This is a genomic window from Gimesia sp., assembly GCF_048262075.1.
Classification (GTDB): Bacteria; Planctomycetota; Planctomycetia; order Planctomycetales; family Planctomycetaceae; genus Gimesia.
The window spans coordinates 74,883-89,195 of record NZ_JBLXFK010000017.1 but is presented as its reverse complement, the minus strand read 5'-3'; the positions used below and the strand labels follow the sequence as shown (position 1 = coordinate 89,195).

The following is a 14,313-nucleotide window of genomic DNA, read 5'->3' as shown; positions in this document are numbered from 1 at the left end:
AGATGAAACTCCACTCCCGTAATCGATCAAACCGCGGTTTCACGCTGATTGAATTACTCGTCGTAATCGCCATCATTGCCATTCTGATAGCGTTGCTTCTGCCTGCGGTCCAGCAGGCACGTGAAGCAGCCCGTCGTTCTGAATGTAAAAACAATCTGAAACAGATGGGACTGGCCATCCACAATTACCATGACACCTACCGCATCCTGCCCCCGGGCTTCAACGTTGATCTGGTCATCGCAAATACCGGCACCGGGAACGGCGGACTCGGCTGGAGCGGTTCGATTCTGCCCGGACTCGATCAGGCCAACCTGTATAACACGATCGACTTCAATGCAGACTGGGGCACCGGTGCGAATGAAGATGCCTGTGCGACTTATCTCAGCGTCTATCGCTGCCCCTCTGACACGACCGTAAGTCATCGCAACCACGATGGTATCGATGCCCGCGTCCCCACTTCTTACCTCGCCTGTTTCTCAGGGACCCGTGGTTCGGACAGTGAAGCCAATGTAACCGACGCAGACGGCATCTTCTTTCTGAACAGCTCCATCCGCATGCGTGACCTCACCGATGGCTCATCCAATACCATTGGAGTCGGTGAATGTGTGAATGACTTTGATGCATTTAAAGATCACTTCTACATCGGTTCGACTTCCATCGGCGGGTGGGATGGCGCGCCCCGCGAGTATTCCGAATATCTGGCCAGCACTGATGTCCCCATGAATACGAACAACGAAGTCGCATTCGGAAGCATGCATGTGGGCGGCGCCCAGTTTCTGATGATGGATGGTTCGGTCCGCTTCCTCAGTGAAAACATGAGCCGCACTATTTATTCCTACCTGGGCAGTCGCGCGGACGGCGAAGTCATCGGCGATTTCTAACGGTCAATAAGATTCCTACTCTTGAGCTCACTGCAGGAGGGCCGGCAACAGTCGTCCTGCAGGTGAGTCTCACTCCTGATATTCAAAAGGCTATTTTGGACAATGAACGTTTCAATATTCACTCATCAAGAGAAGACCATCCGATCAAAATCTGGCATTGCTTCACTGCTCTGCCTCGTTTCAATATTACTGTGGAACAGCGGCTGCTCCTCTTCCCAGGATCAGGCGGCCAGCCAACCCGCAGCACAGGTGCAACAGGCGGTTGCGCAACTCAACGAAAGCGGTGCAGAAATCGTACTCGATGAGGCCGGTGAAGTGGTCGCCGTCAAGTTACCGGAGAAAACCAGCCCTGAGGTCATTGCCACCCTCGCCAGTTTAAGTAAACTCAAACGAGTGGACGCATCAGAAACCGACCTGCAGCAGACCGCGTTTGACACTCTGAAGTCATCGAACCCGAATGTAAAAATTGAGTTCCCGTTATAATTCTGACTGTTTCCATCTGCCGGACTCAGCGATAACATCAAACAGACAGCGCTTTTCGTAGAAATAAATGCCTCATGAAACTTGCCACGATTCTGAACACCATGCTTGTGACTGCCGCGTCAGTACTCCCTGTCTCTGCTGAAGAACTGCCTCCCGCTGAAGAGGGAACCTTCACCATCGCCGTCATCCCTGATACGCAACACTACCGGGGTCAGGGAACCAATCGTAAGTCACAGGCCGAAGATCCAACTTCAAATCCGGTTTTTGCAACGATCACCGACTGCATTGTGGAAGAACTGGATCGGCAGAAGATTGTGTTCGTCAGCCATGTCGGGGATATCGTCGATCTCAATAACGCTGAGCAATGGAAAGTCGCCCAACAATGCATGGATCGGCTGCATGGCAAAGTCCCCTATGGAATCAGCGTCGGCAATCATGACATGGTGGGCAAGACAGGAGTTTCCACACTGTTTCAGAAGTATTTTCCCAAATCCCGGTTTACCGAATTTGACTGGTATGGCGGCTGTTTTGAACCTGCCAGTGGTAAACCCGAAGTCTCAGGCAACAATGCCAACAGCTTTCAACTCTTCTCCGCAGGCGGCATGGACTTCATCATTATCCATCTGGAATGCAATGCCCCCGACAATGTCTTAGCCTGGGCAGACCAGGTGCTGGAACAACACGCGGACCGCAGAGCCATCATCACCACACACATGGATCTGGGACCATTAGAGCATCCCAAAGATCCCCGTGATTATTTCGATGCCCCCAAAGGCCGCATGGTCTGGAAAAAATGCCATGGTGCAAATGGAAATACCTCGCAGCAGATGTGGGAGAAATGTTTCAGTAAACACAAAAATCTGTTCCTGATCTGCTGTGGCGACCAGAGCCGCACCCAGGCATTACGCCAGACCGTCAAAGGAGAACACGGCAATTCCGTGCACGAACTGCTGTCAGATTATGGCGCAGAAGGCTTTCGCCTGATGCGGTTTTATCCGACGCAGAACCGGATCGAAGTCCGGACCTGGAATCCCGTCAAGAAACGGCTGTGCGAAACAACGAAAATTGTTCCCGCACGCGATCAGCATCAGTTCACACTGGATTACAAAATGACAAAATAATCCAGTGTCACGCGTGTCCGCCTTTTCATTTTTCTGTTACGGGAAGAGAAATGATCAGGCCGGCAAAGCGGGTCGCGGTGCTGCGGCGGTTCGGCAGATGACATTTAAGGCACTGGGAAGGCAGGCAGATCGTACCCACATGTCGATACACGCCTTTTTCGACCTGCTCAAATTCAGTCTTGCCGTCAGAAAGCGCCTCTGCAGCCTGCTTTTCAAATTCTGTTTTTGGTTCGTGATCGATATTCATCGCTTCTGCATTGACTGAGATCCAGCGAAAGTTGATATCGCGGTTTTTCTGCAGATCCTCAAACACATCATCCAGCACACTGGAAGGGATTGGCAGTTTTTCGTCTTCACGATAATACTTTTGATGCACTATTAATAAAGTAGCATGCAGAGTCTCATGTAACAGCCGTGCCTGCGCCCGGGCTGCATCGACGCTGACTTTTTTTGTGACGTTAGCCCCCTCTTGCTCAGCGGTGAAATTCTTCTCACAAAGCCGGTCCGCTTCAGTGTGCTTCTCTTCTGCAATGCAGACTACAGAAAATAAAACGACAACGGATAACAACACGAAAATCGGACGAAGTGAGAGGGGGAGTGAGAACATGGCGGGTGAATCTCCAGGCTTGAGCGGCAGTATTGTGGACATCACCATCCAATATTAGCGGCCTGCCCATGGCGAGTCAAGAATCGAACTGAGAAGCCCACCTGGCAGATGCTCCGTTAGTATGAATCCCTTTACTGGAGTGATCAGGAGCGCTGTTTTCCTGTTTTTTGCAATATTCAGATCTGGGCAATCTGTAGTAGAACCTGCTACCAAAATGCTCAGCATATGTATATAATTAAGAACGTTTCTCAACGAGTTCTCACTACAGGATGTTATGCCTAAGCCGCCAGACATAGAGACATTTCTCAATCTCTTACGGGAGAGCCATCTGCTCTCAGCAGAAGAGGTTCGCACGGTCATTGAGCAACACGAACTGGAAAAAGCGGCTTCCCCCAAAGAAGCAGCCCAGCTACTGGTAACTGCAAAAGTATTGACCCGTTATCAGGGCGAGCGTCTGCTGTCAGGCCGTACACGCGGTTTTTTTATCGACCGCTACAAAATCCTCGAAGTACTGGGATTCGGGGGCATGGGTAGCCTGTATCTGGCGGAAGATAAGGAAACGCGCGCCCCGGTTGCCTTGAAGGTGCTTAACGAAAAATGTCGCAATGATGCCGGCATGATGACGCGTCTCAAACTGGAAGCCATTGCCGGCGCCCGACTGAAACATCCACATGTCGTGCATACGATCAGCTATGAAGAAGCAGGCGCCGTCTGTTACATCGCAATGGAGTTCGTGAAAGGGATCAGCCTGCTCGAACTGGTGCTGCTCAAGCAGAAATCACTGCCGACACCCCAGGTGTGTGATGTCATCTCTCAGGCGGCCCGGGGACTCGAAGTCGCACATCAGGCGGAAATCATCCACCGCGATTTGAAACCCGAAAACCTGATTATTGATTCAGAAGGTAACGTCAAAGTACTCGACTTCGGCCTGGCACTGCTCAAGGATCACCCCGAAGCTGAGTTCTCACTGGCAATGATCTTCGGTCATGGTTGCGTGGGCACACCGGAATATATTGCACCGGAACAATCAAAGGATGGCCAGTCAGCCGATGCCCGCACGGACATCTACAGCCTGGGAGGTACCATGTATTTCCTGCTGACCGGCAAACTTCCCTTTCCCACCGGAACCGCGGCTCAGAAAATACAGGCACACCGCGAACAGACGCCGAAATCGATTGCTGAAATCGCTCCTAAAGTTCCCGCTGAAGTCGTCGCCATCGTCGAAAAAATGATGGCCAAGCAGCCTGATGATCGGTTTCAGTCAATGAAAGAGGTCTCTGCAGCCCTCGCACCTTATGCAAAGCGCAAACCGATCGAATTTCGCTTTAATAAAATTGTCTCACAACGTGTGCAGCAGGCGAAAGCCCGCAGTGCCATCGCTCAGTCCAGTATCGTCAAACCACAACTCTCCTCCCGCATCGCGACAGCCAGCCATGTCGCGGAAATGGCCAAGAAAAAATCAGATGGCATCGAACGGCTGACACGCGGCGAATCAGACATTTCCAAGAGCGGCATCCTGCGGCATTCGGTCCCGACCGAGTCCACCGATCAGATGGCGGAAAAAGCCAGCAGCGCCATGACGGGTATCCTGCAGCCGATTGATCTGATTGACCTGGATAACAAGCAGCGATTTCCCATCACGAAACAACGGGTTGTGCTCGGACGTAACGCCAGCTGTGATATTCAACTGGACCGACCGGGCATCTCAGGCGAACACTGTGCCTTCCATTTTGAGAACACCGGCTGGATCGTAACGGACCTCAAAAGCAAAAACGGTACCGAAGTCGAAGGCAAACGCGTTCAGGAACAGATCCTCTTCCCCGGCAATACGCTCTCGCTGGCAGCCTCTTACCACTTTCGCGTCGCCTCTCCCAACCAGTACGTCAAGAAAAACAAAAGCAAACCGATGCTCATCGCGGCCTCCGTCCTGGCAGGCATCTGTCTGATCGCCGGCATCGGTTACTGGCTGCTGTCGTAGTGAAATTGATAAGAAATGGGTGAGCCCGAATAAAATTCGGGCCGAACGCAGCGAGCAGAAGGTTGCAGCTCACTCCCACGCATGCTTCTGATGAATCCCTTTCAAATCAGTCTCTATTTTTTATCTTGCGACTGCAGCGTGCCTTCAAGATGCTTCGCGACCTGCTGGCCCAGCATGTCGTAGCCTTTGCCGTTGAAATGTACGTCTTTGGGATTTTGTGTCTCTGACAGATGCGGCATGATGAAGGAATAGAGGTCGTCGATTTCCACGCCGTTGTCTTGCATGACCTTCGCGGCAATCGCGTTCTTTTCTTCCAGTTTCGTTTTCATCTCCGGTCCCTCTTTCCAGTCAGCGGGAATTGGCGTGCTGCTGGCCCAGACGACAGTCGCACCCGTTTTCTTGAGACGTTTTACAATCTCGTCCAGCCGCTGTTCATAGTCGGCCGCCGGTGTGCGGCGGTCGTGAATTCCGAAGTTGAAGTGAATTACATCCCAGTTGCCATCCCCCAGCCAGACATCCAGTTTTTTCAAACCGGTCGCAGTCGGACCGCAGTTGGCCGGCGCGCGATGCACGTTGGCTTTGCCTTTCAAGGCTTTGCGGGCTGCCTGCGTGTAACCCCGTGAAACGGAATCCCCAATCAGTAACACGCGTGGCAGCTTGGGATCATCGGCCACGTAATCCCAGGCAGTGACGACGCCCTGCACCTTCTGTTTTTTATAGATCGGCAGATAGAAGCCGCCCAGGTTTTCTTCCAGAACCGTTTCCCACGCCTGTTGTTCGGGGGAAAGTGTTGCTTTCCAGGCCGCGAATTTTTTATTGATGGCCGCTGCCTGCTCGGCTTTTTTCGCAGCCGCTTCTGCAGCGTTGGTCGGTTCGGTTTTCTTGTCATTCGCAGCCAGGGGAGTTACGATGAAAGCTGTCATCAGACAGACGAAAAAACAGCAGCGTGTGAAAAGCACAGGTCGGCGCATTTGAGGTTTCCCGGAATCTGGTATCATTTTCTGGTAAGAACGTTCAGAATTCAGGATACCGCAGGCCCCCGCCGGAGACAATCGCAGGTCACAGATTCTTTACCGATGACAACTTCAGCCATCAATCTCAACGACAGATAACAGATAAAGGACACCGCCGTGCCAGACAATTTACCAGACAATTTTCGCTCGCAACTCAAACAAGGCAAACTGCTGATCTCCCCGTTGGTCAGCCTCTCCAACCCGGAGGTCGCCGAGATCTTCTCCGAAGTGGGATACGACTGGCTGTTCCTTGATGCGGAGCACAGCACCTTATCCACAGCGGACCTGCAGGCAATTATTGGTCGCGTCGGGAAGCGGCTGCCCAGCCTGGTGAGACTGCAGGCCCCTGAAGAGGTCTCAGTCAAGAAAGCGCTCGACATCGGAGCCGCCGGGATTATCGCACCGCAGGTCAATTCCGCAGAACAGGCCGCGAACATCGTGTCCTGGTCCCGTTACTCCCCCGAGGGCACCCGCGGCGTCGGCCTGGGTCGCGCCCACGGATACGGGTTTGCGTTCGACGATTACCTGTCGAGAGCGAATGCAGAAACCACGGTCGTCGTTCAGGCCGAACACATCGACGCGGTCAACGCGATCGAAGACATCGCCCAGGTCCCCGGCGTGGATGCCGTTTTGATCGGTCCGTATGATCTCTCTGCCAGCCTGAAACGGATCGGCGAAATTGATCACCCCGAAGTCACCGGCGCGATTGACCATGTCACGGAAGTCTGTAAGAAAAACAACATTCCGCTCGGCATTTTCGGCGTGACCGTCGACGCAGTCAAACCCTACATCGAAAAAGGTTTCACCCTGATCACCGTCGGCGTCGACACCGTGATGCTGGGCCAAGGCGCCCGCAAAATGCTGGGACAGGTGCGTTGAGATAAAACGTATTCTCAATGAGAAGTAATCTGGTCATTGTCGATTTCCGCTCTACGAAACCTTCTGCAGGCGTTCGCCCTGCGCTTGTTGCCCAAAACAACAGAGACAATTCTCGTATGTCAAATACGATCGTGGTGCAGGTTACGACAACCATTCGCCGTAGTTTAGAAAATACTCAACTTCTGATCGACCAGCAGCATCCCGACTGGCAACAATCGGGACCCCGCCGCCCCTCGGTAATCAACTGCTCGAACAGATACCATTCATCAACAGCATATCGCTAAAGTAATTGGATCGCTTTCCGCTACGACTATGGAACAGATCGATTATTGCCTGAGAACAGCTTTAGACTTGTGATCACTCTTAATAATCTTCTTTCTCATCATCCACACACGGTTCCAGAAACCGCAGGTGATGGGCAGCGTGGGTGGTGTAAACTTTTTCCAGGGTTTCGGGATCGAGGCGGCCGAAACCGGGATGCGGCGCATAGGGTCCTGGATGGGCTTTGTAGCGGGTCACACTCGCTGCGAATTTTTCCGCTTCTTTCGCGTCATCCAGATCACCGGACGGGACAAAGATCGGAGACGTGGGAATGCCTTGCGGGGAATCGCCTTTCAGCAGGCGGGGTAACAGAATGCGGCGCATCAGCGGTCGTAGCGGTGCAAACAGGGAGAGCCAGAGCGGATAGCCGTCGACACCCGGATCCTGCACCAGGGTCAGATGCCGACAGACCTGGGCCAGATTCCACTTGCCCCGCTGCGTGTAACCGGTCTGCAACAGCGACTCGACTTCGGCGACGGCGTCTTCCAGACGGTGAAACTGTAGCTCCCGCAGGTCGTTGATCATCTGAGTGTTCTCTCTGTTTTTATCGCGTGATGTTTCAATAGGGAATTTTGCTGCCGACAGATGTCCTGGCTACGTTCTGTTTATGAGTTGTAGTATACTTTTTCGAGCAGTGAGTACAGGAGCCACTGCTTTACATTCTTTGATTTTTTTACCATGTAAACATGAAAGTACACGCACATGCTCGCTTCGAAAGCGTGTGCGATTCTCCTTCTCTCCGGATTTAGAAAACCATGATCACCACCCGCGATGCCATCCTGGACGATCTGCCTGCGATTGTCGATATCTATAATCAGTCGATCCCCGCCGGCACCGCGACGGCAGACACGCAGCCGATTACGGTCGAGAGTCGGCGGCAGTGGTTCGCGCAGTTCTCCCCGGACAAACGACCGATCTGGGTCGCTGAAAACGAAGCGGGGCAAATCGTGGGCTGCATCTATGTGACTTCGTTTTATGCAGGACGGCCCGCGTATGACAAGACCGCGGAAGTCAGTCTGTATCTGTCGAACTCTCATCAGAAGCAGGGACTGGGCACATTTCTGCTGCAGAAGATGATTGACGCCTGCCCGGCGCTCGGAATCACGACGCTGGTCGGCATGCACTTTGATCACAACGAGGGGACGCGGCATCTGAATGAGAAGTTCGGATTTGAAGTCTGCGGCCATCTGCCCGAAATCGCGGAAGTGCAGGGACAGAAACGGGGGCTGCTGATTTCGCTGCTGCGGATCCCGGCAGCAGAGTGATGCGGAATGTTCATCTCAGGTCGTCTATGGATTTCTGATAAAATCCCAGTCGGAAGATTGCAACTATTCGCAGTCGTAAGGCGACCACTCCCGATGAACGTGTATGAAATGAGATAGCGCCGCTGCTGGGCTTCGCTGATGCAACCCGTCTTTTGTATCTTTTAAGCATGCCAGACTGACAAGTGCGAAACAGTGCGTGACTGGACGAAAAACTGGTTTTCTGATGCGTGAAAGCGTCCCGTAAGTGTCTGACAGGGTATCGAACATGAGTGTATGCAGCGAACTGTTTTTAACAAAATGATGTGAAACAGGGAGGTTTTATGCTGATCAGATGCCTGGTTGTGAAACATGTTTACTGTCGAGAATCTGTGCTACGCGCGCGACGCATAACCACGGAGTTTCGTTAACGGCGTGTGTGGGTCAAGTCGAATCTGATCGCTGAACAGGCGGCAGCAGTGCTCAGTCGGCACGATCCGCCTTCCAGAGCTTCCAGTAGTTTTTGATGCGGTTGGCGAACGCCTTGGGCTTCTCTGCGAAGATGCGATCCGCCAGTTTGAGTCCCGCTGTCTGCAGGTCGTGTCGCTGCTGACAAATGAGTGTTAACAGTTGATCGACATCAGTAGAAGTGCCGAAAACCTCGGGTTCGCCGGTGATGACCTGTGTCATGACTGCGAGATCATGATCGTCGCCGAGATAATCGTTGAGTTCATCGAGTTCGGCCTGGCGCGCGGAAAGAATCGTCGGCCAGACTGCGTTGAGCAGTCGGATATGATACAGGTGGTATTTGCTGCGTTTGCGGCATTCGTGGAAGAGTTCATCATTCGGACTCTGATGCAATTGCGCTAACGCCTCTGTGCCACGCTGGTAATTTTGTTTCAACCCTGCCTTGAGCACTTTGGTAGAGGCGCCTTTGATCTTCCAGTTTTCCACCAGGTTTTTTGCTTCCGTCAGTTGCGCAGAGAGTTCTTCCAGTTCCTGATCAAGGTCGACCCATTCATCGACAACTTTCTGTTTGCGTTCCTGCAGACGCATTTCGAACTCTGCGAATAATTCCGAATAAGCAGGATCGGGAAAACGCTCTTGCAATGCATGCAGCGATTCCAGCAGCGATTCTGCATCGCGAATCCGCGAGAGTCGGCGGCCGGCATCGCGATACCAGACATTGATGGTGGAGTACTCATCTCCCAGTCCACTGCGCACGAGGCGAATCAAACCTCGCATTTTTTTGAAACGTTTGCGGACTTCGTGGATGGCATAATGGCGGTTCTGCTCTGGATCCTGCAGAATCTGAATCGCCTGGCTCAACTGTTCATCGGCAATCCGACGGACGCCTGATGCCAGCGATTCCTGTTGCTTGAACTGATAACCCATCTCTCATTTCCAAATCTGAAGTGGTAAGGCAGGACTGAAGTCATCTCTGTTGTTAAGGGAAGCGCCTGTTTAAAAACGCGAGACAGACCTCCTATTCATTTTATCATAATCGATCAGCGAGTTTAACCGGTCTGACCCTGTCAAGATGTCACTCTGAAGAATCAGAATCCATAATTCTCTTCTCGGGCGCTGATTCAATCCAGTGCATCACGATGACGATCAGGATTCCAGAAATCGTAAAACCGCTGATCACAGGAATCACCGTGCCGTTATAACTCAGACCGATCAGAATGCCACAGGGAACCGAGATCAACGTGGAGAGGGCTCCCATGACGGCCGCTCCCACACCGGCGATATGTCCCAGCGGTTCCATCGCCATTGCATTCAGATTTCCATACATGATACCGAAACAGAAGAGGATCGCCATCATATAAGCCATCAAAGTCCACAGCGGAGGCAGACCACCGACGGAGAGAACATATAGAAAAAACAGCAGAGAGAGAACCGTGGAGATTCGCTTGGACCAGCGGGACAGACTTTGCATACCAAACCGCATGACCAGTCGGCCATTGGCAAAGGAAGCCCCGCCGATACAGAGTGCCAGGATGGCAAAGTAGAGCGGAAACAGTGTTCCCAGTTCGTACTGTTTCTGAAAGATCTGCTGGGCCGAACTCAAGTAGCCCAGGAACGCGCTGGAGATGAGACCCAGTGAAACCGTATAGCCGATGGAAACCCGATGCGAACAGACTTCCCGAATCGCGTTTTTGATTCGAGACAGTGAAAAGGGAATGCGGCGTGTTACCGGCAGGGTTTCCGGCAACCTGGTTGCCAGCCAGATCAGGGTGAAAATCCCACAGGCAATCAGAGCGGCAAAGATAGCCCGCCAGTGCGCGATCATGAGAATCCCCTGCCCCAGCGTCGGAGCAATTGCGGGGACGAAAATAAATATGGTCATAACAAATGACATCACGCGTGCCATCTCCGGACCTTCGTACTGGTCACGGACGATAGCCACAATCACACACCGGGGAGCAGCCAGCCCGAGTCCCTGCAGAAAGCGGCCGGCGAGCATGACTTTCAGATCGGTGGAAAACAGGGAGAGCAAACCGCCTGCCAGGAACAGGGCAAATCCGAGGTACAAGGAGGGTTTTCGCCCCGTGGTATCCGAAAGGGGACCGTAGATACCTTGCCCGAAAGCAAGTCCCAGAAACAGGAATGAAACGATTAATTGACTGTCATTCGCTTGAGATGCGCCCAGTTCCTTACCGATTTCAGTTAACGCCGGCAGCATGGCATCGATCGACAGTGCCACCAATGACTGCATCAATGCCATTAAAGCGACGAATTCGCGAAAACCAATCGTCGCAGGTTTCTGTTTTAGTTCGGGAGTCAGCAATGTTCGAAAACAATCTCAACAGTAATGTCGATCGCGTCGGGAGCAACTGGACTGTGTCCAGTTTTACTGGAGCGTCTCCAGAGGCATTTGGACTGAGTATCATAGAACGCGAGACACCATGCTAACAAGTGATGCGATCCAGGAGAATCATAGCGTGTCCCCCGCCAGCCGGAAACCACATTCCCATTCAATACTGAAAATGTTCCTCTTGCCGAATTTGAGGGGAAGATTTATCTTTCACTTTCCGAGAGCTGTTTTTTCCACCATTAACATAACGAGAAATACCATGGATAGTGCAGAAGGTTGGCGTTCGATTCTGGAAAACTGGCCGGCAGCGATTCCCAAAAAGGGGATTATCGTCACCACTTACCAGGAATCGATTCCCTTTCAGAATTTCCTGCTGTCGAGTTCGGTCGTGATGTTCGAACGGGACAAGCCCGACTCACTCGGGGCGCGAAAAGTAATGCTTGCCTACAGTGCGATCTGTGCCATCAAACTGACTGATCCGGTAGAACTGGCCCGTTACCAGGTGATGGGATTTCAGCCGACAACATAGACTCTTATCGGTCCTGGATTGAAAGCTTTCCCGAAATGGTCCGCACGCTCGTTGGCCCCCTCGTTTGCAGACTGCGCTCCTGACTGATTACGTCACCGACATCCAGCGTGAAAGCAGGATCGTCGGCAGCAGGAGTGCTGCCGTCAGGATGGCATATTGCGGATTGGCTGTCCAGACGAAGACCAGGATCGCGTTCAGCATTACATAGGATGAGAGCATGGTTTTGACGGCGATCTGGACGTTCTGCGGTACAGGATTGAGGATCGCCTGAACCAGGCGGCGATTGATGGTCAGCGCGACGACTCCTAAAGCAGCCAGAACCATCGACAGATTGGTTTCTCGAGGCCAGGGATAAGTGGCCAGCATCCAGGCGAGTGCCCCCAGGCCGGAATTGATAACCAGCAGACCGCCGACCAGGTGGCCGCGATGACTGTTCTTTGCTTCCATACGGGCAAACCAGGTCAACCCGATAATGAATAACCCGAGTGCAGCAGCGATGCGCAGTTGTGGTTTGACCCAGAGATTGATTTCCCGGGAAACAGCACTGGCGCCGAGCATGACATTCAGGAAACGACAGATGCCCATCATCAGGGGGGCGAGAAACGTTTTTTTCAACAGCATGTCGTAGCTGAGGATGGCGACAACCAGCAGACTGGCGACGATCAGACTCTGCGTGCCTACTGTCTGGGCAGCGCCCACGCCGGCAAGCATCAGCAGGCCTCCCAGCGTCGCTGCTTTCTGGGTCGAAATGCGCCCGGAGGGGATGGGGCGTGAAGGACGTTCTTCTGCATCAACCTTGCGGTCGAAGACATCGTTGAACACCATTCCCGAAAGATACAAACTGGCCGAAGCGACCAGCAGTAACGCAAATGAGACGGGGGGTGAGAACGATCCATGCGTCAGTAAAAAGCCGAGAATGATATCCGACATCGCTGTAAACACAGCGGGCAAACGCATCAACTGAAAGTAAGCAAGCAGGGTTTTCATACGACCTACGATTCTTCCGCAACCGTGTCGGCCCATTGCTCCAGCTGCTGATACTGGCGTTCGAATTCGGGTGTGGTTGCCTGCATCGGACTTTTGTAAAACGAACTTAAATGGGTCATAACGCCCGACTTGTTTCCGCGACGCCATTCGCGTTCGGTAAAGCGGACCATATCGAGCATCAAAGGGGCCGCCAGGATGGAGTCGGTTCCCTGCCAGGTGAACTGCAGGGCCATTTTGGTATCAAGGAAGCCTTTAAAATGGATGTGGTCCCAGGCGGTTTTCCAGTCACCCATGGATTCAATGTATTCGATCGAAACCAGAGTCTGTGGTTTGTAACCCAGGATTTCAGTCAGCAGGTGATCTTTAGAGACAACCTTGTTGGATTTATTGATCGGATCATCCAGCACTTTTCCATCCAGGTTTCCGAAGATATTATGTCCGACCCAGCTCATCACATTCAGATTGCGATGCGCGAACATGGGCGCGAGCACACTTTTCATCAGCGTCTCACCCGTTTTGCCGTCACGGCCTGCATGCAGTACCTGTTTTTCTTCAGCCAGTTCAATCAGTGCCGGCAAATCGGTGCCAGCGGAGGGGGTGAAGTTCAGATGCGAACAGCCGGCGTTCATGGCGGCGATCGCGTACAGGGCGCTGGCGGGAACGGGAGAGGTTACCGCTGAAGCGAGTGACTCTTTCAGTTCTGCAAGCGTCAGTGATTTGGCAGATTCTTCGACGGGGGGTTCCGTGGAGGCCAGATTGACAACCACAACATGTGACAGATCATGCTGCTTCTGGAATTCACTCATGTCATTCGTTAATCGTGCCAGGGTTTCCTGCAGAGATTCGGTATCGAACTTTCTGACTGCATCCCCGGCCAGAGAGCGAATCGTATCGCCGACATGAATCAAGGTCCCCGGTTTGACGTTCTGATCGTAAGCTTTGAGATCTTCTTCTACAGCCTGTAACAGAGCCGGATGAAAGACGCCGGAGTTTTCGCTGAAATACCGGGCGGCTTCGACAAATGAGGTGTCGCGAATTTCGTGTCCGCCGACGACAAACTGGTCCCAGCTTTTGAGATTCAGTTTTTCGAAATAGGGATTCTCTGAAACAAGACCGCTGGTCCCTGTGAGTCCCTGTTTAAGTGCTGATAATCCGACGGCGGCGGTCGTCGCGACACCGCCCCATGCGCCGATGATCCAAATCCCGATACGTTGTTGCGTCATGATGTTGCCTGAAACTGATATTTCTGAATTCAATTGAAACGGGTGATTTCGAAGGTGGGAGCAGACAGATCGCAGTCTGCCTGACCTGTCGTTGCACAGACTCCCCTGCTGCTTTCTGCTGAATATTATTTCCGGGACCAGTCATCAGAAAAAAAACCGGTCATGGTACATAATAAAATATGTTATTAATTATAGGTCTCTGGTAGCTGTTCACAATCAAAGAAATGTTGAT

At 52.5% G+C, this 14,313-nt stretch carries 15 protein-coding genes; 8 read left to right on the top strand and 7 right to left on the bottom strand.

Annotated elements, in window-relative coordinates; genetic code table 11:
- Window positions 1-2: 2 nt before the first annotated feature.
- The 3 genes from ACN0YH_RS24600 to ACN0YH_RS24590 all read left to right on the top strand — a co-directional run bounded on the left by ACN0YH_RS24600 (window position 3) and on the right by ACN0YH_RS24590 (window position 2,485).
- A complete protein-coding gene (locus tag ACN0YH_RS24600; protein WP_417382245.1) occupies window positions 3-881 on the top strand; it encodes a DUF1559 domain-containing protein in 879 nt (292 codons plus the stop codon).
- A gap of 102 nt (window positions 882-983) precedes the next feature.
- Window positions 984-1,364 (top strand): hypothetical protein, encoded by a 381-nt coding sequence (locus ACN0YH_RS24595; RefSeq protein WP_417382244.1) that lies wholly within the window; start codon window positions 984-986, stop codon window positions 1,362-1,364.
- A gap of 74 nt (window positions 1,365-1,438) precedes the next feature.
- Window positions 1,439-2,485 (top strand): serine/threonine protein phosphatase, encoded by a 1,047-nt coding sequence (locus ACN0YH_RS24590; RefSeq protein ID WP_417382243.1) that lies wholly within the window; start codon window positions 1,439-1,441, stop codon window positions 2,483-2,485.
- Between the two features lie 25 nt (window positions 2,486-2,510).
- Here the strand turns inward: ACN0YH_RS24590 and ACN0YH_RS24585 are convergent, their stop codons facing one another.
- A complete protein-coding gene (locus ACN0YH_RS24585; RefSeq protein ID WP_417382242.1) occupies window positions 2,511-3,134 on the bottom strand; it encodes a c-type heme family protein in 624 nt (207 codons plus the stop codon).
- A gap of 232 nt (window positions 3,135-3,366) precedes the next feature.
- On the opposite strand from ACN0YH_RS24585, the gene ACN0YH_RS24580 reads away from it, so the two are divergent.
- Window positions 3,367-5,070, top strand: a complete 1,704-nt coding sequence (locus ACN0YH_RS24580) for an FHA domain-containing serine/threonine-protein kinase (protein ID WP_417382241.1) — start codon at window positions 3,367-3,369, stop codon at window positions 5,068-5,070.
- 113 nt (window positions 5,071-5,183) lie between these two features.
- Here ACN0YH_RS24580 and ACN0YH_RS24575 read toward each other — a convergent pair whose 3' ends face one another.
- Window positions 5,184-6,041, bottom strand: coding sequence for an SGNH/GDSL hydrolase family protein (locus ACN0YH_RS24575; RefSeq protein WP_417382240.1), 858 nt, complete (start codon window positions 6,039-6,041; stop codon window positions 5,184-5,186).
- Window positions 6,042-6,200: 159 nt separating this feature from the next.
- Here ACN0YH_RS24575 and ACN0YH_RS24570 point away from each other — a divergent pair, with 159 nt between their 5' ends.
- Window positions 6,201-6,962 carry an HpcH/HpaI aldolase family protein gene (locus ACN0YH_RS24570; protein WP_417382239.1) on the top strand — a complete coding sequence of 254 codons (762 nt, stop codon included), beginning with the start codon at window positions 6,201-6,203 and terminating at the stop codon, window positions 6,960-6,962.
- 17 nt (window positions 6,963-6,979) lie between these two features.
- Window positions 6,980-7,246 carry a type II toxin-antitoxin system PemK/MazF family toxin gene (locus tag ACN0YH_RS24565; RefSeq protein ID WP_417382238.1) on the top strand — a complete coding sequence of 89 codons (267 nt, stop codon included), beginning with the start codon at window positions 6,980-6,982 and terminating at the stop codon, window positions 7,244-7,246.
- A 79-nt stretch (window positions 7,247-7,325) separates the two neighbouring features.
- On the opposite strand, the gene ACN0YH_RS24560 is transcribed toward ACN0YH_RS24565, so the two are convergent.
- Window positions 7,326-7,808, bottom strand: coding sequence for a DUF1569 domain-containing protein (locus ACN0YH_RS24560; protein ID WP_417382237.1), 483 nt, complete (start codon window positions 7,806-7,808; stop codon window positions 7,326-7,328).
- Between the two features lie 230 nt (window positions 7,809-8,038).
- Between ACN0YH_RS24560 and ACN0YH_RS24555 the strand changes: the two genes are divergently transcribed.
- On the top strand, window positions 8,039-8,548 hold the full coding sequence (locus tag ACN0YH_RS24555) for a GNAT family N-acetyltransferase (protein WP_417382236.1): 510 nt from the start codon (window positions 8,039-8,041) through the stop codon (window positions 8,546-8,548).
- 459 nt (window positions 8,549-9,007) lie between these two features.
- Here ACN0YH_RS24555 and ACN0YH_RS24550 read toward each other — a convergent pair whose 3' ends face one another.
- Both ACN0YH_RS24550 and ACN0YH_RS24545 read right to left on the bottom strand, forming a co-directional pair.
- Window positions 9,008-9,919 carry a CHAD domain-containing protein gene (locus ACN0YH_RS24550; RefSeq protein WP_417382235.1) on the bottom strand — a complete coding sequence of 304 codons (912 nt, stop codon included), beginning with the start codon at window positions 9,917-9,919 and terminating at the stop codon, window positions 9,008-9,010.
- 148 nt (window positions 9,920-10,067) lie between these two features.
- On the bottom strand, window positions 10,068-11,315 hold the full coding sequence (locus ACN0YH_RS24545) for a multidrug effflux MFS transporter (protein WP_417382234.1): 1,248 nt from the start codon (window positions 11,313-11,315) through the stop codon (window positions 10,068-10,070).
- Window positions 11,316-11,601: 286 nt separating this feature from the next.
- Between ACN0YH_RS24545 and ACN0YH_RS24540 the strand changes: the two genes are divergently transcribed.
- Window positions 11,602-11,871, top strand: a complete 270-nt coding sequence (locus ACN0YH_RS24540; RefSeq protein WP_417382233.1) for a hypothetical protein — start codon at window positions 11,602-11,604, stop codon at window positions 11,869-11,871.
- A gap of 87 nt (window positions 11,872-11,958) precedes the next feature.
- Here the strand turns inward: ACN0YH_RS24540 and ACN0YH_RS24535 are convergent, their stop codons facing one another.
- A complete protein-coding gene (locus ACN0YH_RS24535; RefSeq protein ID WP_417382232.1) occupies window positions 11,959-12,858 on the bottom strand; it encodes a UbiA family prenyltransferase in 900 nt (299 codons plus the stop codon).
- 5 nt (window positions 12,859-12,863) lie between these two features.
- Window positions 12,864-14,081 carry an inositol-3-phosphate synthase gene (locus ACN0YH_RS24530; protein WP_417382231.1) on the bottom strand — a complete coding sequence of 406 codons (1,218 nt, stop codon included), beginning with the start codon at window positions 14,079-14,081 and terminating at the stop codon, window positions 12,864-12,866.
- Between the last annotated feature and the right edge of the window lie 232 nt (window positions 14,082-14,313).